The 23,945-nt window shown below is 48.7% G+C and carries 15 protein-coding genes, 1 tRNA gene and 1 riboswitch; of the genes, 11 read left to right on the forward strand and 5 right to left on the reverse strand.

All coding sequences use genetic code 11. The features are described from left to right. Positions 1 to 121 precede the first annotated feature (121 nt). Complete coding sequence (locus ACI3EZ_RS00065) at positions 122 to 2,257, forward strand: putative ornithine decarboxylase (RefSeq protein WP_405025118.1); 2,136 nt, start codon at positions 122 to 124, stop codon at positions 2,255 to 2,257. Between the two features lie 44 nt (positions 2,258 to 2,301). Beyond that, a complete protein-coding gene (locus tag ACI3EZ_RS00070; RefSeq protein ID WP_405024106.1) occupies positions 2,302 to 3,066 on the forward strand; it encodes a DUF1003 domain-containing protein in 765 nt (254 codons plus the stop codon). 170 nt (positions 3,067 to 3,236) lie between these two features. On the opposite strand, the gene ACI3EZ_RS00075 is transcribed toward ACI3EZ_RS00070, so the two are convergent. Further along, positions 3,237 to 4,601 (reverse strand): MFS transporter, encoded by a 1,365-nt coding sequence (locus tag ACI3EZ_RS00075; protein WP_405025119.1) that lies wholly within the window; start codon positions 4,599 to 4,601, stop codon positions 3,237 to 3,239. Between the two features lie 145 nt (positions 4,602 to 4,746). After that, complete coding sequence (locus ACI3EZ_RS00080) at positions 4,747 to 6,303, reverse strand: MFS transporter (RefSeq protein WP_405025120.1); 1,557 nt, start codon at positions 6,301 to 6,303, stop codon at positions 4,747 to 4,749. Positions 6,304 to 6,509: 206 nt separating this feature from the next. Between ACI3EZ_RS00080 and ACI3EZ_RS00085 the strand changes: the two genes are divergently transcribed. Beyond that, the gene (locus ACI3EZ_RS00085; protein ID WP_405025121.1) at positions 6,510 to 10,334 is read left to right on the forward strand and encodes a PD-(D/E)XK nuclease family protein; all 3,825 of its coding nucleotides are present in this window, start codon (positions 6,510 to 6,512) and stop codon (positions 10,332 to 10,334) included. After that, entirely contained in the window at positions 10,324 to 14,496 is a 4,173-nt protein-coding gene (gene addA, locus ACI3EZ_RS00090) for a helicase-exonuclease AddAB subunit AddA (RefSeq protein ID WP_405025122.1), read from the forward strand. The genes ACI3EZ_RS00085 and addA overlap by 11 nt, the downstream gene beginning before the upstream one ends. Positions 14,497 to 14,730: 234 nt before the next feature. Next, a riboswitch (purine riboswitch) is annotated at positions 14,731 to 14,829 on the forward strand. A gap of 182 nt (positions 14,830 to 15,011) precedes the next feature. On the opposite strand, the gene ACI3EZ_RS00095 is transcribed toward addA, so the two are convergent. Further along, positions 15,012 to 15,096, reverse strand: a tRNA-Leu gene (locus tag ACI3EZ_RS00095). 190 nt (positions 15,097 to 15,286) lie between these two features. Between ACI3EZ_RS00095 and ACI3EZ_RS00100 the strand changes: the two genes are divergently transcribed. The 7 genes from ACI3EZ_RS00100 to ACI3EZ_RS00130 all read left to right on the forward strand — a co-directional run bounded on the left by ACI3EZ_RS00100 (position 15,287) and on the right by ACI3EZ_RS00130 (position 21,009). Next, positions 15,287 to 15,730 (forward strand): universal stress protein, encoded by a 444-nt coding sequence (locus tag ACI3EZ_RS00100; RefSeq protein WP_405025123.1) that lies wholly within the window; start codon positions 15,287 to 15,289, stop codon positions 15,728 to 15,730. Positions 15,731 to 15,821: 91 nt separating this feature from the next. Next, positions 15,822 to 16,151 carry a hypothetical protein gene (locus ACI3EZ_RS00105; RefSeq protein WP_405024100.1) on the forward strand — a complete coding sequence of 110 codons (330 nt, stop codon included), beginning with the start codon at positions 15,822 to 15,824 and terminating at the stop codon, positions 16,149 to 16,151. Between the two features lie 71 nt (positions 16,152 to 16,222). Then, positions 16,223 to 17,425: an acetate/propionate family kinase gene (locus ACI3EZ_RS00110; RefSeq protein ID WP_405025124.1), complete on the forward strand. Its 1,203-nt coding sequence runs from the start codon at positions 16,223 to 16,225 to the stop codon at positions 17,423 to 17,425. 60 nt (positions 17,426 to 17,485) lie between these two features. Continuing rightward, positions 17,486 to 18,070, forward strand: coding sequence for an AAA family ATPase (locus tag ACI3EZ_RS00115; RefSeq protein ID WP_405024098.1), 585 nt, complete (start codon positions 17,486 to 17,488; stop codon positions 18,068 to 18,070). 108 nt (positions 18,071 to 18,178) lie between these two features. After that, positions 18,179 to 18,724, forward strand: coding sequence for an ECF transporter S component (locus ACI3EZ_RS00120; protein ID WP_405024097.1), 546 nt, complete (start codon positions 18,179 to 18,181; stop codon positions 18,722 to 18,724). A gap of 236 nt (positions 18,725 to 18,960) precedes the next feature. After that, on the forward strand, positions 18,961 to 19,770 hold the full coding sequence (locus tag ACI3EZ_RS00125; RefSeq protein ID WP_405025125.1) for a metallophosphoesterase family protein: 810 nt from the start codon (positions 18,961 to 18,963) through the stop codon (positions 19,768 to 19,770). Positions 19,771 to 19,806: 36 nt separating this feature from the next. Continuing rightward, complete coding sequence (locus ACI3EZ_RS00130) at positions 19,807 to 21,009, forward strand: MFS transporter (RefSeq protein WP_405025126.1); 1,203 nt, start codon at positions 19,807 to 19,809, stop codon at positions 21,007 to 21,009. A gap of 177 nt (positions 21,010 to 21,186) precedes the next feature. Here the strand turns inward: ACI3EZ_RS00130 and ACI3EZ_RS00135 are convergent, their stop codons facing one another. Continuing rightward, positions 21,187 to 22,536 (reverse strand): NCS2 family permease, encoded by a 1,350-nt coding sequence (locus ACI3EZ_RS00135; protein ID WP_405025127.1) that lies wholly within the window; start codon positions 22,534 to 22,536, stop codon positions 21,187 to 21,189. Positions 22,537 to 22,705: 169 nt separating this feature from the next. Further along, a complete protein-coding gene (locus ACI3EZ_RS00140) occupies positions 22,706 to 23,449 on the reverse strand; it encodes a sulfite exporter TauE/SafE family protein (RefSeq protein WP_405025128.1) in 744 nt (247 codons plus the stop codon). Between the last annotated feature and the right edge of the window lie 496 nt (positions 23,450 to 23,945).

The following is a 23,945-nucleotide window of genomic DNA, read 5'->3' on the forward strand; positions in this document are numbered from 1 at the left end:
TGATCATAAAATAAACAACGCCTATTTTACGGCATGGTTTTGCCTATCGCAACGGTTGAAATGGTTTACGAGCAGGTAAGTGCGGTAAGATAAAGGTAGCTTGCTGAAAGAAGGGTAAAGGATGAAGTACCTTAAGATTGCGGTAACCCCCGGGTTAGAACGGCTTGTGCCTCCCGATTGGGAATCCGTGGCGTTAGCACCAACGCTTAATCCCGCGGAGTTAGCAGCGATTATTGTTTCGGATGAAGATTCAATTATTACAGCTCGACAGTTAACTAACCAGACGGGATTACCCATTCCGGTTGTCCGGGTTAATGCAGCAACGCAACCAGCTACCATTCAGCAACGGGTTGCGACCGTTGCGGATAACTATGTTCATCAAAATGTGCCGGGCTTTTTACGTGATCTTGTGGCGTTTGCTGATCGGCGGCCTGTAAGTTTTACCACGCCGGGACACCATAATGGGCGGTATTACGGTCTTCATCCGGCCGGGGTTGTCTTTAATCGGTTCTTTGGGCAAAACATGCTGTATGCCGATACGAGTGACACGGTGACTGAGCTGGGTGATACGATGACGCACGCGGGAACACCGTTAGAGGCGGAGAAGAAGACGGCGGCGGTTTACCGCGCGGACAAGGCGTACTTTGTACCTAATGGGACAACCGGATCAAATGATATTTGCGTGAGTGCGGTAGTACGGCCTGGTGATCTGGTTCTATTTGACCGGAACAACCACAAATCACTGTATAACGGGGCATTGGTGATGAACGGAGCTCGTCCGGTTTATGTTCCCACTGACCGGAATGCACACGGGTTGATTGGGGGAATGGTTGCGACGTTGCTGACGTCAGAAAAATTACGGGCTGCGGCTGCTCAAGTTGATCCGCAAAGAGCCAAACAACCGCGCCCGTTCCGGATGGCGGTTGTTCAACTCGAAACGTATGACGGGGTGTTTGCGAACGCCCAGTGGCTTCTTGATCGCATCGGTCAGTTATGTGACTATGTATTATTTGATTGTGCCTGGGGCGGTTACGAACAATTTGTTGACGTACTAGCAGATTTAACACCGCTATCACGGACGTTTGGTCCCGAAGATCCGGGAATCCTCGTTACTCAGTCACTGCATAAACAACAACTTGGGATGGGGCAGGCTTCCCAAATTTTAAAGAAGGATGCGCACATTAAGGGTCAAAAGCGGTACGTGGATCATACGCATTTCAATAACGCATACTTAAAGTACGTAACATCGAGCTATAATTATCCGCTTTACGCCTCAATGACGGTTAATCCGTACGTAGCGGGGAGCTCCGCTAATCGTAACTGGTGGCAGGCGGTGATGCAGCGGGGGATTGCGACGCGGAAGAGGTTGTTGCGGGAATCGACGCTTTTTAAACCGCTGATTCCTGCAACAATTGACGGCCAGCCGTGGGAGCAGATTCCTGATGATCGGCTCCTGCACGACCCCCAATGCTGGGAACTAACGCCAGCGGGTCAAGCATGGCACGGTTTTAAGAAGGTGGCGGCAGGACAAGCTCGGATTGATCCCCTTAAATTGACGATTACCACGCCAGGAATTGACGAGGCCACGCAGACGTACACGCCCTTTGGAATTGCGGGGGATATTGTAGCGGAATATCTCACGGAACATGGAATTTTAAAAGCGAAGGCAGACCTCAATTCCCTCCTGTTTTTACTAACTCCTGGCGATACAACCGTGGATTTGAATCAACTTGTTGATGCTTTGTTGGCCTTTGAACGGTTGTACAATGAAAATGCACCGCTCGAAGAGGTGCTTCCGCGGTTAACGGCTCGTTACCCGCAACGGTATGTGGGGTATTCGCTTCGTCAACTATGTGATGAAATGCACGCGTATTACCGGGACCACCAAACGTTTAACCTGCAGCAGCGATTGTTTAGCAAGGAGAAGATGCAGGAATATGCCCGAACACCCGCACAGGCAGACCTGGAGTTTCGACGGAATCACGACGAACTGGTTACGCTTGACCAGGTTGTGGGGCGGATTGCAGCCGAAGGGGCGTTGCCGTATCCGCCGGGAGTGTTTATTGTGGCGCCAGGAGAACGGTGGCGGCCGGTTGATCAGCAGTACTTTCAGGTATTAGTCGGCGCAATGGAACGGTTTGCTGGTTTTGTGCCCGAAATTCAGGGGGTCCATTACCGGATGCAACCAGACGGGCATATTAATGTCCAGTGTGCTGTTTTGACCGAGGGGGAAGTGCTACCCAATTCAGTTGACTGATGATAAGATGGTTAGCGGAAAACGGATAGGAGAAGGGTGAGAAAATGGCAAATAAGAACCGTGCCACCTGTGTAATGTGTGGCAAATCATATACAGCTTTGGAAGGCTTTTTCATCAAGAGTCTGGGAGGGGACTTGGTGGAAGCAATTAAGGAACGTAATCCACAGGTACGTCCGTCTTCATTTATTTGCCTGAATGATCTCCAACGGATTCGGTTGCATAAGATGGAACAAACCATCAACCGTGATCTGGATTCAAACCGAAAAATTAACGATAAACTTGAAAAGGAACTTAACAGTAATACCTACGTGATTAAAAACACCAACGAAATGAAGGTTACTCTTGGTGATAAACTGGCTGATTTAATTGCGAAGTACGGTGGATCATGGTGGTTCATTATCGGCTTTTGTGTCTTCTTGTTCTGTTGGATGACAGCCAATACGCTGCATATTTTTGGAATCCACTTTGATGAATATCCGTTTATTTTGTTAAATTTGTTCCTAAGTTGTTTGGCGGCTTTTCAGTCTCCCATCATCATGATGAGTCAGAACCGGCAGGCTGAACGTGATCGGTATGACGCTGAAAACGACTACCGGACAAATATGAAATCAGAGATGGAAATTCGCAACTTACACGAAAAAATTAACCAGTTGAATGAAGTACAGTGGCCGCACCTGTTGGACATTCAGAAAACAGAGATTGAGGTTTTAAATGAAATCGAACTGGAAATCCAGCAGTTGAAGGTTCGCCAAGACGAATTAGTCCGGAGTCGGCAAAGGCAAACGCGGCACCGGAGCAGACGCGAATAGGTAGAAAAGGTGTGCCAAAACGAAGAAAGCGGGCGTGATGGAAGAGTAACCCGTACGGATATGCGGGAGGGTGTGGCCTTTCGCTTAGCCTGTTTGTTTTGGCGCCAGGTTATAAGAATAACAAGGAGGTTGCGGCTACGCCACAACCTCCTGTTTATGTTTCTGTTTAATTAATTAGATTGTGCCTTTTTTTCTTGCAGTAGGTACCACAGGAAAAGCACGATAATCCCGACTGCAAGGCTACTAATTATTGTCACTGCTAGGTGGGTGCCCACGGTCAGGGAGTGAGGGATTCCCGCCAGAACAATGCACAAGGTAACGGCAATGGCCCCGGCGACTTGCCGGAGAGTGTTGTTCAATGCGGTTCCGTGGCTATTTTCTTCCAGCGTTAGGTCCCTAAATGCTTCAGACATGGCTGGTGAGAAAATCAGGGAATTTCCTGCTAACCGGATCGCGTAATCAATCGTGATTAACCAGAGCGGCGTGTATTTGTTCATTCCTATAAGGGGGAGCGTTGCAACCAAAATCAACGTGGCGCCAAGGAGTACGGGATACCGCGGTCCAGAATGGTCATACCACCGTCCGGCAAAAACTGCAACCGTTGCGTTAACGAGAGCTCCCGGAAGGATTACGAGGCCCGCGACAAAACTTGAGGTGCCTGTCACCCCCTCAGTAAAAACCGGAATGAGCTGTTCGGTTCCTAGAAGGATCATGAATGCAAGAATGCAAATTGCCGTCATAATTGAAAAGGAGTGGTATTTAAAAATTCGAAGCTGCAGCACCGGGTTTGTTAATTTAAACTGTCGGATTGCAAAAATACTTAGGAGGATCCCGCCGCCAATCAGGAGAAACCACGCCTGATGAGCGTTGGTGGTAAATGTTGTGATACTGGTAAGGGCCATGCTGGCACCAACCAGGGCTAATCCAACGGAAAGAATGTCAATCTTGATGTTTTGGGTAGGGGAGAAGTTGGGCAACTTCACGAATCCAATTACCCACACGATTACCATAACGGGTAGTACGATGATAAATAACCAGCGCCACGATAAGACTTGGAGGATAAGCCCTGCCACCGTCGGGCCGATTGCCGGAGCCGTGGAGATGATGAGGCTGGAAATTCCCATGATCGTTCCCCGTTTCTCCGAAGGATAAATCGAAATGAGGGCCGTCATGGTATACGTCATTAAGATGCCGCTCGCGCTGGCCTGAACGAGGCGGGCTAACAGGAGCAGCCAAAATTGGTGGGCCCCACAGCCCATAATGGTTCCGATAATAAACGTTCCAATAATCCCGAGAAATACGGTGCGGTTTGTGAATTTTTCGTAGAGATTGGATGAGAGGGGAGTAACAATCCCAATTACCAGGGTGTACCCCGTTGTTAACCACTGTGCGGTATCAAGGGTAACGTGCATGAGGTGTTGAATTACCGGGAGGGCGGTAACCATCATTGTCTGGCTTGCGAGGCTAAAGAAGGTTGCAGTCAACAGAATTGCCGCCACGATAATCCGGGTTTGTTTGCTGATTGTTTTTTGCATGATAAATCCTTTCTCGGTAAGGTGTTAAGCACAAAAAAGAACCCATCTACACAAAAGTGAATGCGCTCTTAGAAATTTGTGGATAACATCGTGTAACCGCGTAACTGTCACGGTTATTCTACCAATAATAGCGCTCCGAGGCAACCTATTGCTGATCAAGGGGCAGGTCATTTGCTGGCTTCCGCTTTAAGAGGAACCAGCAGCCTACCGTTGACAGGATAAAGATTACCGTAATAACGCACAAAAGACGGTGAATTCCGTCATAGTAAGCGTGCCGAATGAGTAGTAAAATATTCGGCATACGGGATAGGTGCTTGGCAAGTGCCATTCCGGCAAACGGACCGGCGTTAACGATGTGCCAGGCGAGGGCGGAATGGTGCAGGCCGTTCATAATGCTGTTTTGGTAACCAGCACTTAGAATCAGCCCTTGAACAACGATTCCAAAGCAATTTCCGAGTTGGCGAAACACGCTGTTAATTCCAGAAGCCATTCCTATGTTTTGTGGCGCAATGTTTTCCAGCGCTGCATTTGAGATGGCGGGATTGATTCCGGCGTTTCCTAATCCCATAAAGATAAAAGCGGGAATTAAAATCGTCCAGGTAAGGTGGTACCCCAGCATTATATGCATTAGGAAAAAGCCAATTCCTTCAAGAAAAAGAGCGGCACACGCAATTAGGCGGTTTCCAATGCGTCCTACCAGGTAACCGACAAACGCCCCGAGGATCAGAGGAAAGGCACTAATCAATAACCGTTGACATCCGACTGCCAGTGGCGAGTAACCCATGTAATCCTGCATTAAAATTGTCATGTAGGTGTAGAAGGCGAATAACCCAAAGGAAATTGTGGCAGCCGCAACACACGAACCAACAAAGGTTCGTTCCTTAAAGAGGGCAAGGTTCATCATCGGATAGGTAACGTGAAGCTCCCATAGGATGAAAATCCCCAGTAAAACGCCCCCGGCGACCAGCCATCCGGTAATTTGGAAAGTGAACCAACTTTTACTAAGATCGTTTTCTTTATTAAGCAGGCCAATTACGATGCAGGCAACGGTGAGGGTACTAAGGATCATCCCTAAGAAGTCCAGGTGTCGGTCTTGTGTGTGAAACTTTTCGGTAATGTGGCGAATCCCTAAATACATTGCAATCAGGCCAACCGGGATATTAATCAGAAAAATCGCCCGCCAGTTAAAGTACTGTACAAGAACTCCACCGACTAGTGGACCAACCGAGGTGCCAAACCCAACGATACTCCCCCAAATTCCGAGGATGAAGGCCCGCTGTTTACCCTCATAGTTGTCACCGACTAAAGCCATCGAGAGGCCAAGAATCCCGGCGCCGCCGATACCTTCAATCCCCCGAGAAACGTTAAGAAATAAACTATTAGGAGCTACAGCGCACATAAATGAACCCAGCGTGAAGACAGCCATCGAAAGGAGAAAGAAGCGCTTCTTTCCGTAGAGATCGCCAAGCTTACTGATCATGAGGATGCTGATGGCGTACGTGGCGGTGTACGCGTTTACGATCCACTGGGTGCTGATAAAATTTGCGTGAAATTCCTTCTGAATGGTTGGGAGGGCCACGTTAACGATGGTGACATCAAGCATTGCCATCAAAACTCCCAATCCGATTGAAATAAGAATTAACCAACTAGCTTTACGGGGTTGTTGGGGTGGGGACGGTTTTATAACATCTTCGTTATGCATAATAATCACTTTCTCTCTGAAAAAATAGCCGCAAAAGTCAACATCGCTCACGGCTCATTAGCCATAATACCTATTGTTTTGTTGCTAGTCAACAAAAATGATAGGAAGAATACAGGCAAAGCTTTCGTGAAGTTTGGCCGCGGGAATGGGAGGCTCAGCAGGGAAATAGTATACTAAAAGAAAAACTTAATGAAGGGGGTTTTTTGGTGGGATTAACGGTAGTATATGGTGATGCCACCCGGGACCATGACCGCGCGGCATTGGCGATGATTAAGCGGGAACGAACAATCCATCCGCAAAGCCAGGTGTTTATCGTGGTACCTGACCAGGTAAAGTTTGAAGCGGAGGTTCATTTTTTACAGGGACTTGCGGGAAATTCCGGGGAGCCGTTTGCATCGGGGAACGTTCAAGTCTTTTCGGTAAGCCGGCTAGCGTGGTATTTTTTACGGGACGATCCGGCAATGCAACGATCAATGTTTAGCAATGCGGGATTAACCATGTTGGTTAGCGATCTGTTACAACAAATTCCGGCAACCCAGCTACGGGTTTTTGCGGGGGAACGTAACCATCCGGGATTTGCGAAGCAGCTTGCCACCCAGTTAATTGAACTACGACAAGGGGGCTTTACGCCCGCTGACTTACAAGCCCTCCAATCTCAAGTAACGGATCCAGCACTTCAAGCGAAGTTGGCAGATCTGGGGGCCGTATACGCTGCATTTGTTCACGTTGACCTGAAAAACTACGTTGACCCAACGACGGTGACGCAGCGGCTGGTGGATCACCTTCGGCACCAAACTAATCTTCAGCAGACTACCATTGCCTTTTTAGGATTTGATCATTTTTCAGCTGTGGAACACGAACTAATTCGGGTGCTGCTATCCCGCACGCGACAAGTAATTGTTAGTTTGGTAATGTCACCGGCAGCCCGACAATTAGTGGAAGACCAGGAAATGGTGGCACCAAATTATCTGTATTATCAGCCGGTACGAATTGCCCGGCGGCTTCGGGCAAGTGCGCGCCAGGCCCACGTGACGGTTACCTGGCAGGTAGCTCCTGGCAGATCTCTGGCACCGGTGCTCCAGCAGATTGCTCAACAGTGGGAGCGGCGCTATACGGGACAAATACCGTCAGCGGGTAATGCGTCAGCGACTGAATGTGGCTTTACCGTAACGCAGTTGATGGATCGTGCCCATGAGGTTAAGTGGATCGCCGGCCAAATTCGTCAGCTGGTTGCCACCCAGCACCTGCGGTACCGCGATATCGCAGTGTTTGTGCCGTCGATGGCTCCGTACGCTAATCTCATTGAACCCTTCTTTACGCAACAGGACGTTCCCGTTTTCGTTGATCAGCAGCATCAGATGGGGGGGCACCCCCTTGTTGCTTTGATTACGACTCTATTAGCGATATATAACGATGGTCAGCATTATGATTTTACGCTTTCGGCGATGATGCGGCTGTTAAAAACCGAATTACTGGTACCGAAATTTGGCGGTGATGATGCGGTAAAACAGCATAATCTTGGGACATTTCGGGCAACGTTGGATGTTGTCGAAAATTACCTGTTAGCCCGGGGGATCAACCATTTGGCAGCTTGGCAAAAGGAGTGGATGGTTGTTCCGGTAGGGAGTGGGATGAATCCGGCAGACCGCCGGGCCGCTGACCGAATTAACCGGAATGCGAATGTTATCCGGCAGGCAGTAGTGAATTGGTTGTTACCATTTTTTACCCGGGTTAAGGAAGCAAAGAGCGGGAATGCGTTTGCCCAAGCCCTAATGGATTTCTTAGTGGATAGCGGGGTACAGGCGCAACTGGAAGGATGGCAGCATACGGCGGAATACGTGACGACTACCACCGAAGAACATTTTGGATTTGGGGGCGCCACTGCAGATCCAACCCGGCCACAGCAGGTGTGGAACCAACTATGCCGGTTACTGGATGAATACGTGGCTACGTTGGGAGAGCGAAAATTTGACGTATCAGTCTTTGCGCAGCTGTTCACGGATGGTTTTGCGACCGCAACGTATAGCCGAATCCCTGCTATGCTCGATCAGGTAATTGTTAGTTCACTAAACGGGATGCATCTGCGCAACAAGAAAGTGGTCTTCATAATGGGGGCAACTGCCGCGGATCTTCCCGGAACGGTTACGCAAAATACTATTTTAAGTGCGGATGACCGGTTGGCACTGGCAACCCGGTTAGCAGGAGATGACGGTCCTCAGTTAGCGGACGGGGCTGACTTGCAGATGGCAACGGCCCCGTACCGCTTATTCCGGGATTTGTTGGTAGCAACGGATGCATTATTTATTACCTTTCCCGTAAACGGGCGGGACGGGGTAACCTATGACATTGCTCCAGTTATTGCTCAAGTTGCCGCGTGGTTAAACGTGGCGGTTAAGCAGGTTCGGGCAGTTCCGGCCCCGACTGATTCCCTGTTACCGTACGGGGGAACGGCGCAGGGAATGCTCGGTGCGCTTATTACTCAGTGCCGCCAAGCGCTTCAAGAAGGTACTACAACCCTTAGCGTTGAATGGCGCGCGCTCCTGCACCGGCTAGGAACCATCCCCCAAGCCCGCGCCGCGCTCGCTGGGTTAACCTACGTAAATGCGGTTCTTCCGGCCAGTACACCCGTTAAGGGGGAGACGACGTTTGATCCAGCGGGCGACAAGCAACTCGCGCCTGCACTGGTGCCGTTACTTTACGGAAAACGGTTCCGGGGATCAGTTTCAAGTATCCAGGAATTTTGGCAGAACCCGTACGCTTTCTTCCTGAATCACGGGCTGCGGTTACGACCCCGAGCAGTTTTTAAGGTTGATCCATTAAATACAGGAAATTACCTACATCGCGTGATGGAGATCTTTGTGAAGAAGGTGGTTACGGCGGGTGCCACACTGCGGACACTCCCGCACTACGAGTTTGATCGGTTGTTTGCGCAGGCGCTCGTGCAGGTGCAGCAGGAGGACGACTTTGCGGTTTTCCGTAATTCAGCCCGGAACCAGTACCTCCAATACCGGATGAATCAGACCCTTCATGGCGTGACTGGGGCTTTTTACCGGCAGGAGCGCCGGCAACCACTCTTTCCGGTGGCAGCGGAAACGAAATATGGCGGCCATAACGCACCGTTACGGGCATTACACCTAGGAAGTGGCTCCCGGCAGATGAACGTGAACGGAAAGATTGATCGGATTGACGTGGTTACTACCCCGGATGGTCAGCTGTACTACAACGTAGTGGATTATAAGTCCAGTAATCCAACTAACAATTACCTCGATCATTTTATCGTACGGTTGAAAAACGGGTTATCGCTGCAACTTCTCACGTACCTAAACGTTTTGCGGCAACCGAATAACTATTCAAGACTGCATCAACTAATTGAACAGGCGGGTATTTCACAGTTTGTTTCCCGGAAAGCACCCCTTAAATTTTATCGGGGAAGCGGAACTTACGTGACGGTGCGGAGCCCGCAGGTAGGGCAATCTACTGTTAAATCCGGAGCAACGCCACTCACCTTATTAAACGATCAGTTTAAGTACAACGGGCTGTTTACAAAAGATCAGGAAAACACCTTTTTAAACGCTTTGACGGCTACTACCCTGAACATTACGGATGACGGCCAGGTTGTTACTCATACGACTACACCGCCTAACGTTGAACAGTACGGATTGGGAACAACAAAGCAAAATGAATTTAAGGGGCGGGGGAAAAGCTTAGTGCTTACTCCTGGTGACTTTGAAATGCTTTTGGACTATGACCTGTATAAACTCGATACGGCCCGACAATTAATTTATGACGGCGTGATTTCCATGTACCCGTACCGGCTGCATGGGGTTAACGCGGTGCAGCAATCGGACTACCAGCAGGTGATGTTATTTGACCCGGCGTTAGGAAATACGTATCACGATTTAGACCAGGAGGTAGCGGCCGCTCCTAGGAAGCTTGCCGCCCAGCTGCAGGCGCTTGAAAACGATGAACAGTTTATTCAATTTATTAAACAGCATACCCGGAAAAAGGAGGAAGCAACGGATGACAAGTAATTTTATGGACCGGGCAACGCCTGCCCAGAAAAAAGCGGTCCTTCATGGCGGCCATAATATTTTAGTAGCGGCCTCCGCCGGTTCGGGGAAAACCCGGGTGCTTGTTGAACGGGTCATGCATCTTCTAACGACGAAGGACGAACAGGGGAGATACGGTGACTTACGGCGGATGCTAATTACCACTTTCACGAACGATGCGGCTGCCGAAATGCGTATCCGGTTACAAACCGAGTTAGAGAACCAGTTAGCAACGATGAGTGCTGATCCACAAGCCGATGCGGGATTAGTAACACATCTCCAAGAGCAGGTAACTGCCGTAAACGTGGCGGATATCAGTACCCTTCACGCCTTTTGTTTACGCCTATTGCAGCAGTATTATTATGCGGTTAATCCCACCGGTGAACCCGACGCTACCCTTGACCCGGATTTTCGGTTATTAGCGGACGATGCTGAACGCGAAATCATGTGGGACGATGTGTGGGAAAAGGTGCGCGAGCAGTTTTATCAGGAAGCCTTACGTCACCTGGATGATGAGGGAATTCCCGGTGATGAATTGGGACAATCTTACGCGGATGTTTTAAATCTGTTGAGTGGTGACCGGGACCAGGCTGATGAAGCGTTGACGAAAGTAGTAGCAGCTTTGGATGCTGCTGCTGGCGCAACTGCCCACCCGGATGAGTGGCTTCACACCGTTCCGCGGCAGTTATACGCCATTCCGGAAAAGGGGACAATTAGCGATACCGCTTTTTGTCAAAAAGTGGTGGCTCCTTTGTTTATCGGTACCATTATCCGAACTAGAAAATGGATTCCGCAGATTATTGCTGGCTTAGCGAACTTAGCTGGTATGGCTGTTAACAAGCCAACTAAGACCGTTAAGAAGCTGCAAGAAGAGGTCCTGCCTACGATGCAGGCAGCGTGGGCGGCCTTGGAGAAACAAATGGTAGCGTGGGATGATACCGTGTCTCCTGACTGGGATACGATGGTCATGGTTGTTAACCAAATTAAGGAAATGCCTAACCCGCTTAAGGATCTTAGTCCCAAAGCGAAATTAGTTAAGGAACACATGAATGATGTGTTGGCTCCAGTAATTATCGCGGCCGTTAACTTTTACCGGGCGTGGGGCGTGGATGATAATTTACCAGGGAAAAAGACAAAAATCATGGAAGTGTACGACAATGCGTCTGCTAAGGAACGGCAGGCAACCGCTGATCCGGTGGGGCACTATTTGCAGTTACCAGCAGAACGCTTGACGACTTTGACCCGGCGGATGGCGGCGGTGATTGACCTGTTAACCACACTAACTGGGAAATTCCGGGCAGCTTTTTTGCGGGAAAAGTTGCGCCGGCATGTCTTGGAATTCGATGATCTGGAACACTACGCCCTGCAGTTATTGGAAAACGAAGAATTGTGTACCACCCTCAAGCAAAAGTACACAACGATTATGGTCGATGAGTACCAGGATACCAATGGCGTGCAGGAGGCGCTTATTCAGCGCTTAGCCACCGATAATGTCTTTATGGTGGGAGATAACAAGCAGTCAATTTACCGTTTTCGGCAAGCGGACCCGCACCTTTTTCAGCACAAGTACGGCACGTTCCAGCCAACGGAAGACGGACAGTTATCATCCCGCGTGCCAGGAGAGTTAATTGTGTTGCAGCAGAATTTCCGGTCGGTAAAAAATGTGGGTCAACTAACAAATTTCTTCTTCCGGCAGTTAATGGATAACCAGATCGGGGCGTTAACGTATGATGATCAAGCGTTGATGGATAACGCTAATCCGGACTACCAAGCGGCCGGAGGAGCAGTGCAAGAGATACCAGCGGAGGTTTTGTTATATGCAGATTCGCCCGTTGTGGCTGATGTTGGAACTGATACTGATTTGCAGGGTAACCAGGGTCAATTAGTGATGGTGGCCCAACGAATTCGGCAAATGCTGGATCAGCACGAACTTATCTTTGACCGTCAGACAAAGAAGCAACGTCCGATAACGGCGGGCGATATTGCTGTGCTGGCATCAACCCGAAGTAGCGGGGCGGCCCTGACGACGGTTTTTAAGCAGTTTGGCATTCCGGTAGCGGTCGATGAGACTACCAATTTTTTCCAGATGACGGAAATTAAGATTATGCTTGCCCTTCTCCAGGTAATTGATAATCCGCATCAGGATATTCCGTTAGTGGCAGTGTTGCGGTCACCGTTATACGGAATTGACGAAAATGGACTGGCCTTAATCAAGGTAAACGGCCGTCAGCAAACAGACTTTTATACGAAACTGACGCGGTACGCGTACCTTGTGAAGCACGACCGGAAGCAGCTGGTGGATTACCATCCGGACTGGGAAGAAGCCCTAATCGCAAAGGTTCAGCGGTTCCTTGATGACCTGACGGCCTACCGGGTTCAGGCCCACCGGGGGGACATTGCCACTTTGATTTGGACTATCTATAACCACTCGGGTTTCCTGGATTTTGTGGGGGGAATGCCGAATGGCCCTCAGCGGCAGGCAAACCTGCACGCGCTGTATGAACGAGCCCAAGAGTACGAACAGACTAGTTTTAAAGGGCTGTACCAGTTTATTCGGTTTGTGCACCGGATGGAAGACCGACAACGCGACTTAACTAGCCAGAATCCCCAGGAAGAGGCGGATAAGGTTCGCTTTATGACGATTCATAAGAGTAAGGGACTGGAGTTTCCGGTGGTGTTTGTGATTGATACAGACCGGCGGTTTCGCCTTACAGGGCAGGATCCGTTTATTATCAATAAGGATATTGGAATGGGCTTACGCCTTGCCGTTGACGGTGGTGCTGAACCGGAATTGGCTGGACTGACCCTTAATGAAGGAGACACGACGGTTGGCCGGGAAAACGAGCACCTCATAGTACGGTTTACACTTCCTCAAATGCGTTATTTGCAGCAACAGGAAAAACTGCAGTTGTTAGCCGAGGAAATGCGGAAGTTGTACGTGGCGGTTACCCGGGCAGAGCAAAAGGTAATCATTACTGGGCGGCTTCGTAGTAAGCCAGGGGAAATTCCCCGGAATCTTGCTGACCGATTAGCGGTTGCTGGTCAAACCAACGTTGAAGTTCTTCCGTACGAGCGGCGAGCAACGGCAACTTCGTATTTGGACTGGATTTTACTGTGCTTGGGGCGGGTCCCTAACGTAGCAACGCGGGTAACGGTCCACCAGGTTAAGGATGGAATAATGGCCACCACAACGGGTCTTCCGGGGGAGAGACAAGCGCCCATTCCGGCGTTTTTCGTAGCCCATGCTCCCCAGATTAAAATTACTGTCTGGGACCAGCCGGCCTTAGCACAGGTTAGTGCTGCGCATAATCAGGGAATGACGGCTTATCAGCACCAGCACCACGCTGCTGAGTGGTTAAAGGCCCAGGATACACTAACACCATTGCCGGAGTCCATTCAGCGGGTGTTGGAATTTACGTATCCCGATGAAGCAGCGACCCGGACGGCAGCGTACCAGGCGGTAACGAGCATTAAGCACTACTTTGATGATCCGGATAAAGCAGTGATGCCGGAATTGACGGTAACCGACCGCGTTCACCGAGTGCCCGTGCAACGGACACCGCAGTTTAACATGCCCCGGTTTTACCAGGGACCAACGGAACAAAAAACAGCCCTGCTAAGTGCGCAAACACTGGGGACCGCCACGCACCTGGTGTTTCAAAACATGCCGCTTGAGCAGCCGGTGACACCGCGGGTGGTTCAGCGAGTCTGTGCGCAGTTGATCGCTCAGCGACAACTGACTAAGCGGGTCGTGGCTGCCCTTGATATCGAAGGGATCGTTACCTTTTACCAAACATTAATCGGGAAACAGCTCCAACAGTATGCTGCGGTGGCTCGCCGGGAAGCCCCGTTTGCAATGCTGTATCCGGCTAACAGGCTATTTAACGATGCAACCCTTCCTGATTTGCCCGTTTTGATTCACGGAATTATTGACGGGTATATTCCAACCAAGGATGGGATTGTTTTGTTTGACTATAAGACTGATCAACTTGCCACGCAACCGGATGGATTAGAGCGGTTAGCAACGGAGTATCAAGGGCAGCTCAACTTGTATGCCCAAGCCTTAACTTTAATGACCGGGCAACCAGTCACTACTAAGGTGTTATATGCAGTGGGAGCTCGTCAACTTGTTACGGTTAAGTAATGGTAAAGCGTTTCGGTAACTGCAATGATGCGGAAAGATTCGGTTTAAAGGATGAGCGGGGCGGTGTCAGCTCGCTGTTCAATGCTTTTCAGCGGTATGTGGAAGTGGTAGAGACTAATACATGGCTGCATGATTGAAATGGTAGTGGAAGCGTGCGGCGTTACCTCTCCGGTTTCCCCGAGAGAATAACTTCGCATTCAGCGCTTTTTTGCGTATAATGAAACCGATGAATGATTTGTTCTTCATCGTCCTGGTGGTATATGACCATGGATAAGGCTGGTCGTTTCTACCTGAAGCCGTAAACTTCAGACTACCTCGGGTGATGGTGAAGTTCGTGATTGCATGCGGCAGTTGCAAAACTGCCGCTTTTGTTTTGCGCCGCTACGTTCAACTCTATTGATACGGGGTAAATGGTAACTACTAATTGGAATTTGGGGATAGAGTACAAAAAAAGGCTTTGACGGTCAAATAACGGTCAAAGTCCCTATGAACGTTGATATACCAACATGTTAATATGCCACTGGCAGGAGTCGAACCTGTACTCGGGTAACCCGAACAGCGACCTGAACGCTGCGCGTCTGCCAATTCCGCCACAGTGGCATTGCTCAAAAGCTTACTGTATTAGTATACATGATTTTGATTGGAATGCAAGAATATTTTTTCGACTTTGTTGTGGGCATTCAGAAACGTAAAGAGTGCTTTAAGAAGCAGTTATCTGTTAGTACAATAGGGGATGTAAGTGGGGTTTATGATATAATTAAACTATAAAAAAGATTGGGAAGTGAGCAGAATGCAAGAGTACAAGAATATTCTTGTTCCGGTTGATGGATCAGCTACGGCTGAGCATTCACTGAAACGGGCTGTTGAGATTGCCCAGCGGAATAACGCCCACCTTGATATTTTGAATGTCATTGATTTGAAGCAGTTTACGGTTAACTTTGGTGGAGTCGTAGATACTAGTGGCGACATTGTTTACCAAACATTCCAGGATGCTGAAGATTATGTCGATGGATTAATCAAAAAGGTTAAGAAAACGGGCTTTAAAGATATTGAACCGCATATTCGGTATGGATCGCCCCGGTCAGTAATTTCAAAGGAATTTCCGGCAGACCACAACACGGATTTGATCGTAATGGGGCCGACGGGGTTAAATGCCGTTGAACGCGTCTTAATTGGAGCGGTTACGGACTATGTCATCCGGTTGGCTAGCTGCGATGTGATTATTGTTCACTAGAAGAATAAAAATAGTGGGCTCGGTATGATTAGTTAAGTTACGGTCGTGATGAAAAATCACGACCATTGCTTTTATTAAAGGGGAGGATTGTATGGGAACAGTAATTGTTGTGGTTATGTTGCTGATTTTGGGCGTGATTAGTTTTCGCCTTAACCGCCAATTGGTAGGTTGGCGGCGGCGCCTTGGTCAGCGAGGTCCCGTTGAATTAACAATGGGACAGCAAATTGCCATTAGTCAACTGCGGCACGATCGCCGTAAATGGGTATTGCTAAGTCAGGTGCTCTTTGTTATTACGGTGATTATGATTTTTAGTGCTTCTTTTACGGAATTGTGTTTTTTCCTGGACCTTTATACGGTTGCCAGTATTGTTGTCCGGCAGTCAAATATCCAGGAAGCAAAGTTGATTGCTCACGGAAACTGAAAACGGGTTTCCAGCGCACTGAATTTGCGGTATGATGTTAATGACAACGGTTACAATAAGGAGGACTTGGCATGGAAAAGATAATGGCAATTAATTCGGGAAGTTCGAGCCTGAAATTTAAACTCTTTGCAATGCCTGCGGAAAAGGAATTGGCAGCAGGACAAATCGAACGAATTGGAATTGATGGTTCGCGGGTGACGATTAAGAACCAAGCGGGAGAGAAGTACACCGAAGAAACGCCGGTGCCGGACCATAAGGCAGCGGTGGGCTTGTTAATGAAACTTCTCCGGCAGTTGTCAATCGTAACGAACCCCGAAGAAATTACGGGGGTTGGTCACCGTGTTGTTGCCGGCGGGGAAGTGTACAAACAGTCAGTTATTGTTAGCGATGATGATGTAGCCCAGATTAAGGCACTTGCGGAATACGCGCCGTTACATAATCCCGCAAATGGTGCGGGAATTCAGGCTTTTCGGGAGCTTCTCCCCCAGGCGGTTTCCGTTGCGGTGTTTGACACGTCGTTCCACCAGACCCTTCCCCCAGAAAACTATATTTATAGTGTTCCTTACGAATGGTACGAAAAATGGGGCGTGCGTCGGTACGGGGCGCACGGAACGAGCCACCGGTATGTTACTCAGCGGGCAGCGGACCTCCTAGGAAAGCCGTACGAGCAGCTAAGATTAATTAGTTGTCATCTGGGAAACGGTTCATCCATTTGTGCTGTTCAGAACGGGCAATCGTTTGATACTTCGATGGGTTTCACCCCGCTAGCTGGTTTAACGATGGGAACCCGTTCAGGAGACGTTGATCCGTCACTGGTCGGATTTGTTATGGATAAGTTGGGGATTACAAACGGAAATGAAATGGTGACTCTCCTAAACCACGAAGCGGGGCTAAAGGGAATTTCTGGAATTTCATCAGATATGCGTGATATTCTTGCTCAAGCCGCTGATGGTAACGACCGGGCACAGTTGGCCTTGGATATTTTTGTCCGGAATATTGTGCGTTATGTTGGTCAGTACGTTGCAGAAATGGGCGGGGCTGATGCCATTATCTTTACCGCCGGAATTGGGGAGAATTCAGCGCCAATTCGGCGGCTGGTACTTGAGCGATTAGCCTATCTAGGAATTAAGATTGATTCTGCAGCTAATGAGCATCCGGATGGCGACTGCGCTATTTCAACGGCAGATTCGGCGGTTGCGGTCCTCCGGGTTAAAACGAACGAAGAGTTAATGATTGCGCGGGATGTTCAGCGACTTGCCCACGAGGCGCATTAATTAGAATTTTGGACAAGCAGTTACCCCGTGTAACTGCTTGTTTGATGTTTGGAGGCTTAAATGAAGAAAGCACGGCTAACGGTATTAGCAGGCGTGAATGGTGCGGGGAAGACAACGCTCCGCACCCAACACCCTGAGTTATTTGCGGGCGATATTATTGTTGATGCAGACGACTATTTACGGCGCGCTCACGGTAACTGGCGGCGGGGAAATGACCGGATGGCTGCGGTTATGAAAGCCCAGCATGCAGTGAGCGCTCAAGTGGCGGCGCACCGGGCGGTTACCTGGGAGACGCCTCTCGGGGGAACAGCGCGAACCGCTCTTCGTCTTGTTAAGCAGGGCCACGCGCATGGAATGACGGTGCGGTTAATTGGTGTTTTAGTGGCGGATGCAGCTGTAGCTCTTCAGCGGGTCACCGCGCGGTTTCAACAGGGCGGCATTGGTGGAAGTCAGGTGGACGTTGCGGCGCGGTTCGCCCGGGGAGTAGCTAATCTCCGGGTAATTCAACAGGTGGCGGATGAAGTTCTGCTATATACTAATCAGGACAAATTACGGTTAGTGTACGAAGAGCAAGCTGGCGTTGTTTATTATGATGAATTGGCTGCCCAACTTGCTGGTAGTAGTGTTGGGTCGTACTTTTTGTGAACTATTGGTGAGATTAGGTAATCTTCATAGTGGGTTCTCATAAAATCGTGGTATGCTACACGTGGTAGTGATATACAGAGAGGAAACATGAAAAGGAGGTACTTTATAATGCTCAGGAGTACTAATCAGGTTCGGAACATTACCCTTGCAGCGGTGTTTGCGGCGATTGATTATGTTTTGGCAATGATGCAAATTCATATTCCGTCACCAGTGGGGCACCCATTCATTGATTTAGGGTTTACCTTTGTTGTTATCGGAATGATTTTTTTGGGATTTAAATACGGGATAATCGCCGGGTTGATTGGGCTGGTGCTGTTTGATTTTTTAAATGGTTATGCGGCCCACGCATACCTTACCGTTATGGAAGTTTTGATGGTTGGGTGCGTTGCGACACTTACGTTTAACGCACTAGGACGCTCGATGAAGGGTTCCCGGTTGATTATTTTAGGAATTGCTACGGGGATTACTAAGATGGTTAGCGGGTATCTCCGGTACGTGATTGAAGCCCTGATGGTAGGTAGCCATTTTAATACCGCCCTGGCAATGGCGGTAGCAGCTGTCCCAGCAAGTGTTGCAACGGGCATCGCAATGATGATTACCGTTCCGTTATTTGGGATGATCCTCTACCGGGTGATTCACCATTTACGGGCTTAGAACGAAGAATAAGATCTTATTACGAGGTTGGGATATGAGTCTCAACCTCTTTGTTTTTCACGTCAACTAGTGTTAAAACGACCGGGGCAAATAGAAATTTATTAGTCGCCGGATTGGTATCTTACACCGGGGTGATTCTCCCATTTTTTGCTTTGCCGACGGGAAGGGCAATTAGCCGATAAATGCGGGAAATCTGCTATAATAGGAGCAACGAATTTTTAAGGGGGACGGGCGCAATGACAAAAATTGCGGTGTTTTCCGATGTTCACGGTAACGTCGGAGCCTTTCAGGCAATGTATGCAGACAGTCAAGCACAACAAGTCGATGAGTACTGGTTTGTGGGGGACTTGTTTATGCCCGGACCCGGTTCCCAGGAAATGTGGGCGCAGCTGATGGCTATGCATCCGACGGTAATGGTGCGGGGAAATTGGGACGATTTATTGGTTAACGGAGCCCGCGATCAACTTGTTATCGATAAACCGAGCCGTCGTTTTTTTAGTGTTCTCGCCCACTATACAGCTGCTCGTTTAACACCGGAAGTGTTGGAAACTATTGCTAACTGGCCCTTGGCAACCACCCGCAACGTTAACGGATTAACCGTTAATATTAGTCATAACCTGCCATACCATAATTTTGGACAGAAGCTGTATCCCACCGCTCCCCAGGATAATTTTGATGAGCTTGTTCCTGGTGATCAGGCTGACGTGGCGGTGTACGCACATGTTCATCATGCTACTCTTCGGTATACAAACCACGAACAACTCGTAATCAATCCCGGGGCAGTGGGAGAACCATTTGATGCATGGCCCCGGTTACAGCAAGACTTACGCGCACAGTACGTCATCTTAACGATTGACGAGCAGGGCCGGCCAGCAACTGATTTTCGGCGGGTTGACTATGACCACGAGGCTGAAGCACAGCGGGCTGAGGAATGTACGGTTCCGTACGCTGACCTTTACCGGGAACAACTTTTTGAGGGCCGGGTTCACACGCATGATCAAGAACTCCTAGCACGAATTAACCACGACCGTGGTTATGATCAATAAAAGTGTTAGAACGTATTAGTTTTAGGGGGATTAAAAATGGATTCATCAGATCAGGATCACGATCACCATCAGTTATCATTTCGTGCTGTTTTCATTGCAACGCTGCTTGACCAACTCGGAGCAGCTTTTTTGTGGCCGTTAATTGCAATTTACATCAATGAATACCTTCACCAATCGCTTACGGTGGCGGGAATTGTTCTGTTATTCGTTTCAATTACGATGGCGGCCGGTAATTTGTTGGGCGGCCGGCTGTTTGATCACTGGAAACCGTATCCGACCTTGATTGGGGCGGCTAGTTTAGCGGTGCTGTCAACGGCAGTTTTGATTTGGAATCATTCGTGGCCGTGGTTTGCGGTCTTACTAATTATTAATGCGTTTGCCGATGGAATTATTGCGACGGTGGTGAACGCCTATACAGCGGCAACCGCACGACAGGGGGCTAGGACGGCGTTTAACACCCTGTATATTGCGGTTAACCTGGGGATTGTTTTGGGCACCCTCCTTGTTGGGGTGTTATTACCCATTAGTGCGCCGCTTGTGTTTGCGGTGGCAACTGGAGCGTATATCTTACTTTTAATGGTATGTATTGTAGCCTTTCGGGGGCCGGTTATTTTACAATGCCAGCATCGTTTCCAGCATCAAAAGGAAGCGAGATCATTAGAACCGCAACAAAACCGTAACCGGTTTGTTGTATTGACGGCCTGCGCATGCCTGGCTAGTGTATACCTCGGGTATGCGTTGTGGGAAAGTATTATGCCTGCTCATATGGCGCACTTGGGTATTCCCTTTGTGTTTTACAGTTTTTTATGGACCTTTAACGGATTAATGATTATTTGTTGCCAGCCACTCGTAAATGTGTTGGGTTCCCGGATCCGGATTGATCACCAAATTGAGAGTGGGGTATTTCTCTTCGGGATATCATTTTTAATTCTTGTGGGCGCCCATAACTTCTGGATGATTCTCTTTGCGTTTATTATTGCAACGGTTGGCGACATGCTTAGTCTTCCGGCGGTGCCGGCATGGATTGACCAGTTGACCCCTGCAAGCCAACGGGGGAAATACCAGGGATTGCCTAGCATTGCAATGGCGGTTGGCCGTTCCGTAGGGCCATTGTACGGTGGGGCCCTGGTTGACCATGGGAACTACGCGGTCCTCTTTATTTCCGTGGCGGTGTTAATTCTTGGGCTTTTAGTGGCCTTGGTTATGATTGCCCGGCGGCAACAATTAATTCGGGAATAAAAATAGCGGATATGGCAATAGAAAGGATAACCACGGTGGAAAACGGTCACGCCAATGGATTGCGAATAAGCGATTCGGAATTACCACCTTTCACCACGGTTATTTATTTTGGGCTTGAAAAAGCAAAGAGGCTGTGGCTTTCTTGCCACAGCCTCTGTTAAATTCTAAGTTAATTCGTTAGTGTGGAAGCACGTTCATGATGGTTAAGAGCACGATAAACGTAACCATCAGGATCCAAACGATTGGCCGAACCTGCTTTATCTTTCCAGCGGCCGTCATCATGATTGGGTATGTTAAGAACCCGAAGGCAATCCCGTATGAGATGTTGTAGGTCAACGGAATTCCGATTAACGTCAGGAAGGACGGAAAGGCCACTTCAAACTTATCCCAGTTGATTTCCCGCAAGGATGATGCCATGAGAACTCCGACAATGATAAGGGCAGGAGCCGTCACGTTATCTGTGATCATGGTTAGAAGTGGGGAGAATAACATACTGATAACGAAGAGGACGGCAACAACGACGGTCGTTAACCCGGTTTTTCCTCCAACAGCAATTCCAGCAGAAGATTCAACGTAGGCAGACGTTGGGGTTGTTCCCATGATTGAGCCGGCCAGCATTGAAACGGAATCAGAGATCAAAGCCCGGTTCATCCGCGGCATCTTGTCACCTTTCATAATGCCGGCTTGTTGGGCAAGACCAATTAATGTGCCGGCAGTATCAAAGAAGGCCACCAGCAAGAAGACAATAACTACGGCCCATAGTTGCGGGTCGGTAATCAGTGCACCGATGTGGGTTACCCCCACGCCAAAGGTTGGCTTTAGGCTTGGTGCCATTGAAATGAAGTGGTGCGGGGCCTTAATTAATCCAGTAAAAAGGCCTACGATAGTGGTGAGAACCATTCCGATAAAGATTGATCCCGGTACTTTACGTGCCATTAGAATTCCAATTATGAAAATGCCAAAGATTGTTAACCACACAGCTGGGTGGGTTAGTGATCCAAGACTGACGAGATTGGACTTATCAGCTCCGACCAGGCCGCCTTCTTGCAGCCCGATAAATGCGATGAAAATTCCAATCCCGGCGGCCATTGCTAGCTTAAGGTCCCGTGGAATGGCATCAATTACGAATTCCCGGATTTTCATGAGGGAGAGAACCACGAAAATGATTGATGCAACGAATACTCCAGCCATGGCTTTTTGCCACGAGATTCCCATTGCTAAGACAACCGAGAAAGTGAAGAAGGCATTGTCACCTAATCCTGGAGCAATGGCAATCGGGTAATTTGCAAGCACCCCCATTAAGAGACACCCGATAATGGCAGAAAGGGCGGTTGCGGTAAACACGGCCCCCTTATTCATGCCCGCCTGACCGAGAATACTCGGATTAACGAAGAGAATGTATGCCATTGAGACGAACGTTGTGATTCCGGCAAGAACTTCCCGTTTTACCGTTGTTTTGTTATCAGCAAGATGGAATATCCGGTCGATTGTTCGCCAAGTGGCAGAACTGTTCGTGTTATTATCCATAAATAATGAAACCTCCATATCATTTGTTCGGCTATGATTATAAAACCAATTAGTGATTGATGCAAGTTAAATGTTCGTTATATACGAACAATGCGTGCATAATAGCAATAAAAAAACGTTCCCCGCATTATAAAAGTGAAGAATGTCCGGGTTTTATTAAAGCAAATTATTAAAGGCAGCTTTTCATAAGGTAGTATAATCCGGCGACTAACATGACACAGTAGGTGATCCGCCGCACTCCGGTCATGGAAAGACGTTGCATGATTCTTAGTCCTACCCATGTTCCTAAAAGGCACGCGATAATGGCGATGATGGTGGGAGTACCCATTGCAATCGTGAGGTTTCCGTTGAAAAGGTCATTAACGATCAGGTTAATGGACGTAATAAAAAAGAAGGTTTGAATTGTGCCTTGATATTCAAGTGGTTCATCAATAACGGCGTCATAGTAAGCGGCAATTGGGGCACCGCTGATTGCGAAAAGCCCGCCCATAATTCCGCTTACTGCCCCAGCTGTCAATCCCGTTGCGGCATTGCGGGGGAGGATGATGCGTGGAGCAACGAAAATCATGTATGCTGCCAGGGTCCACAGAAAGATTCCGAGGATTAAGTTAATTGCCCGTTGGGAAAGGCCAACCATAATATGGACACCAATCGCACCACAGATGAATGCGGGAATGGCTGGGAGGAGGACCTTTTTCCAATTAATATGGTGCCATAGCCGAATAATTGCGAAAAATTGCAATACCATGCTAGCAATAATGGAAATTACGGCGCATTCCTTATAATCAATCAAGCCGATGGCGGGAATCACCGCCATAAAAACCATGCCAAAGCCAAACCCACTCGTACATTGAACAAGTGCGGCGGTGAACGTAATTAGAATAATAATCATAAAATTTAAAGCAACCATCATAAACTCCTTCATTATGCTTAACCGTTTTCAGTTTAGCGTTAATCGGGGTGTGGCTCAAGCTGAATTTGCCAAACTTTCTGGTAAACAGAAAAAGGGAAGAAACATCAGAATAGTTACAAGGTTATACGGATAGTTATGGTAATCGTAAGGTTGTTGGGAGTAAACGATTATTTTGCGTAGACGGAGAGCAGCATTGTACGCTGACGCTGGATTGAAAAGGCCTTGTAATCACCTATAATAAGAGAGTGATGATTATGGCGACGACCTTAGAGCAAACTCAGTCAGCAATGGTTTTAAGTATTTCATGGGGTTCTTTTGTATGTTCATCCGAGCCGTGCTATATAGGGGTGCACAGAATATTTAGCCATTATTTGTACCGTACGCCGTTGAGGCGGTTTACTTGACGTTGGCGCCATTTTTCGTGATCGGGTCGTCTTCAGGCATGTTTGGCCTCGTCTGCAATGGTTAGGCTCTGCTTTTGGAAGAAGAAACAAGG

This window comes from Ligilactobacillus sp. LYQ60 (genome assembly GCF_045033015.1).
Taxonomy (GTDB): Bacteria; Bacillota; Bacilli; order Lactobacillales; family Lactobacillaceae; genus Ligilactobacillus.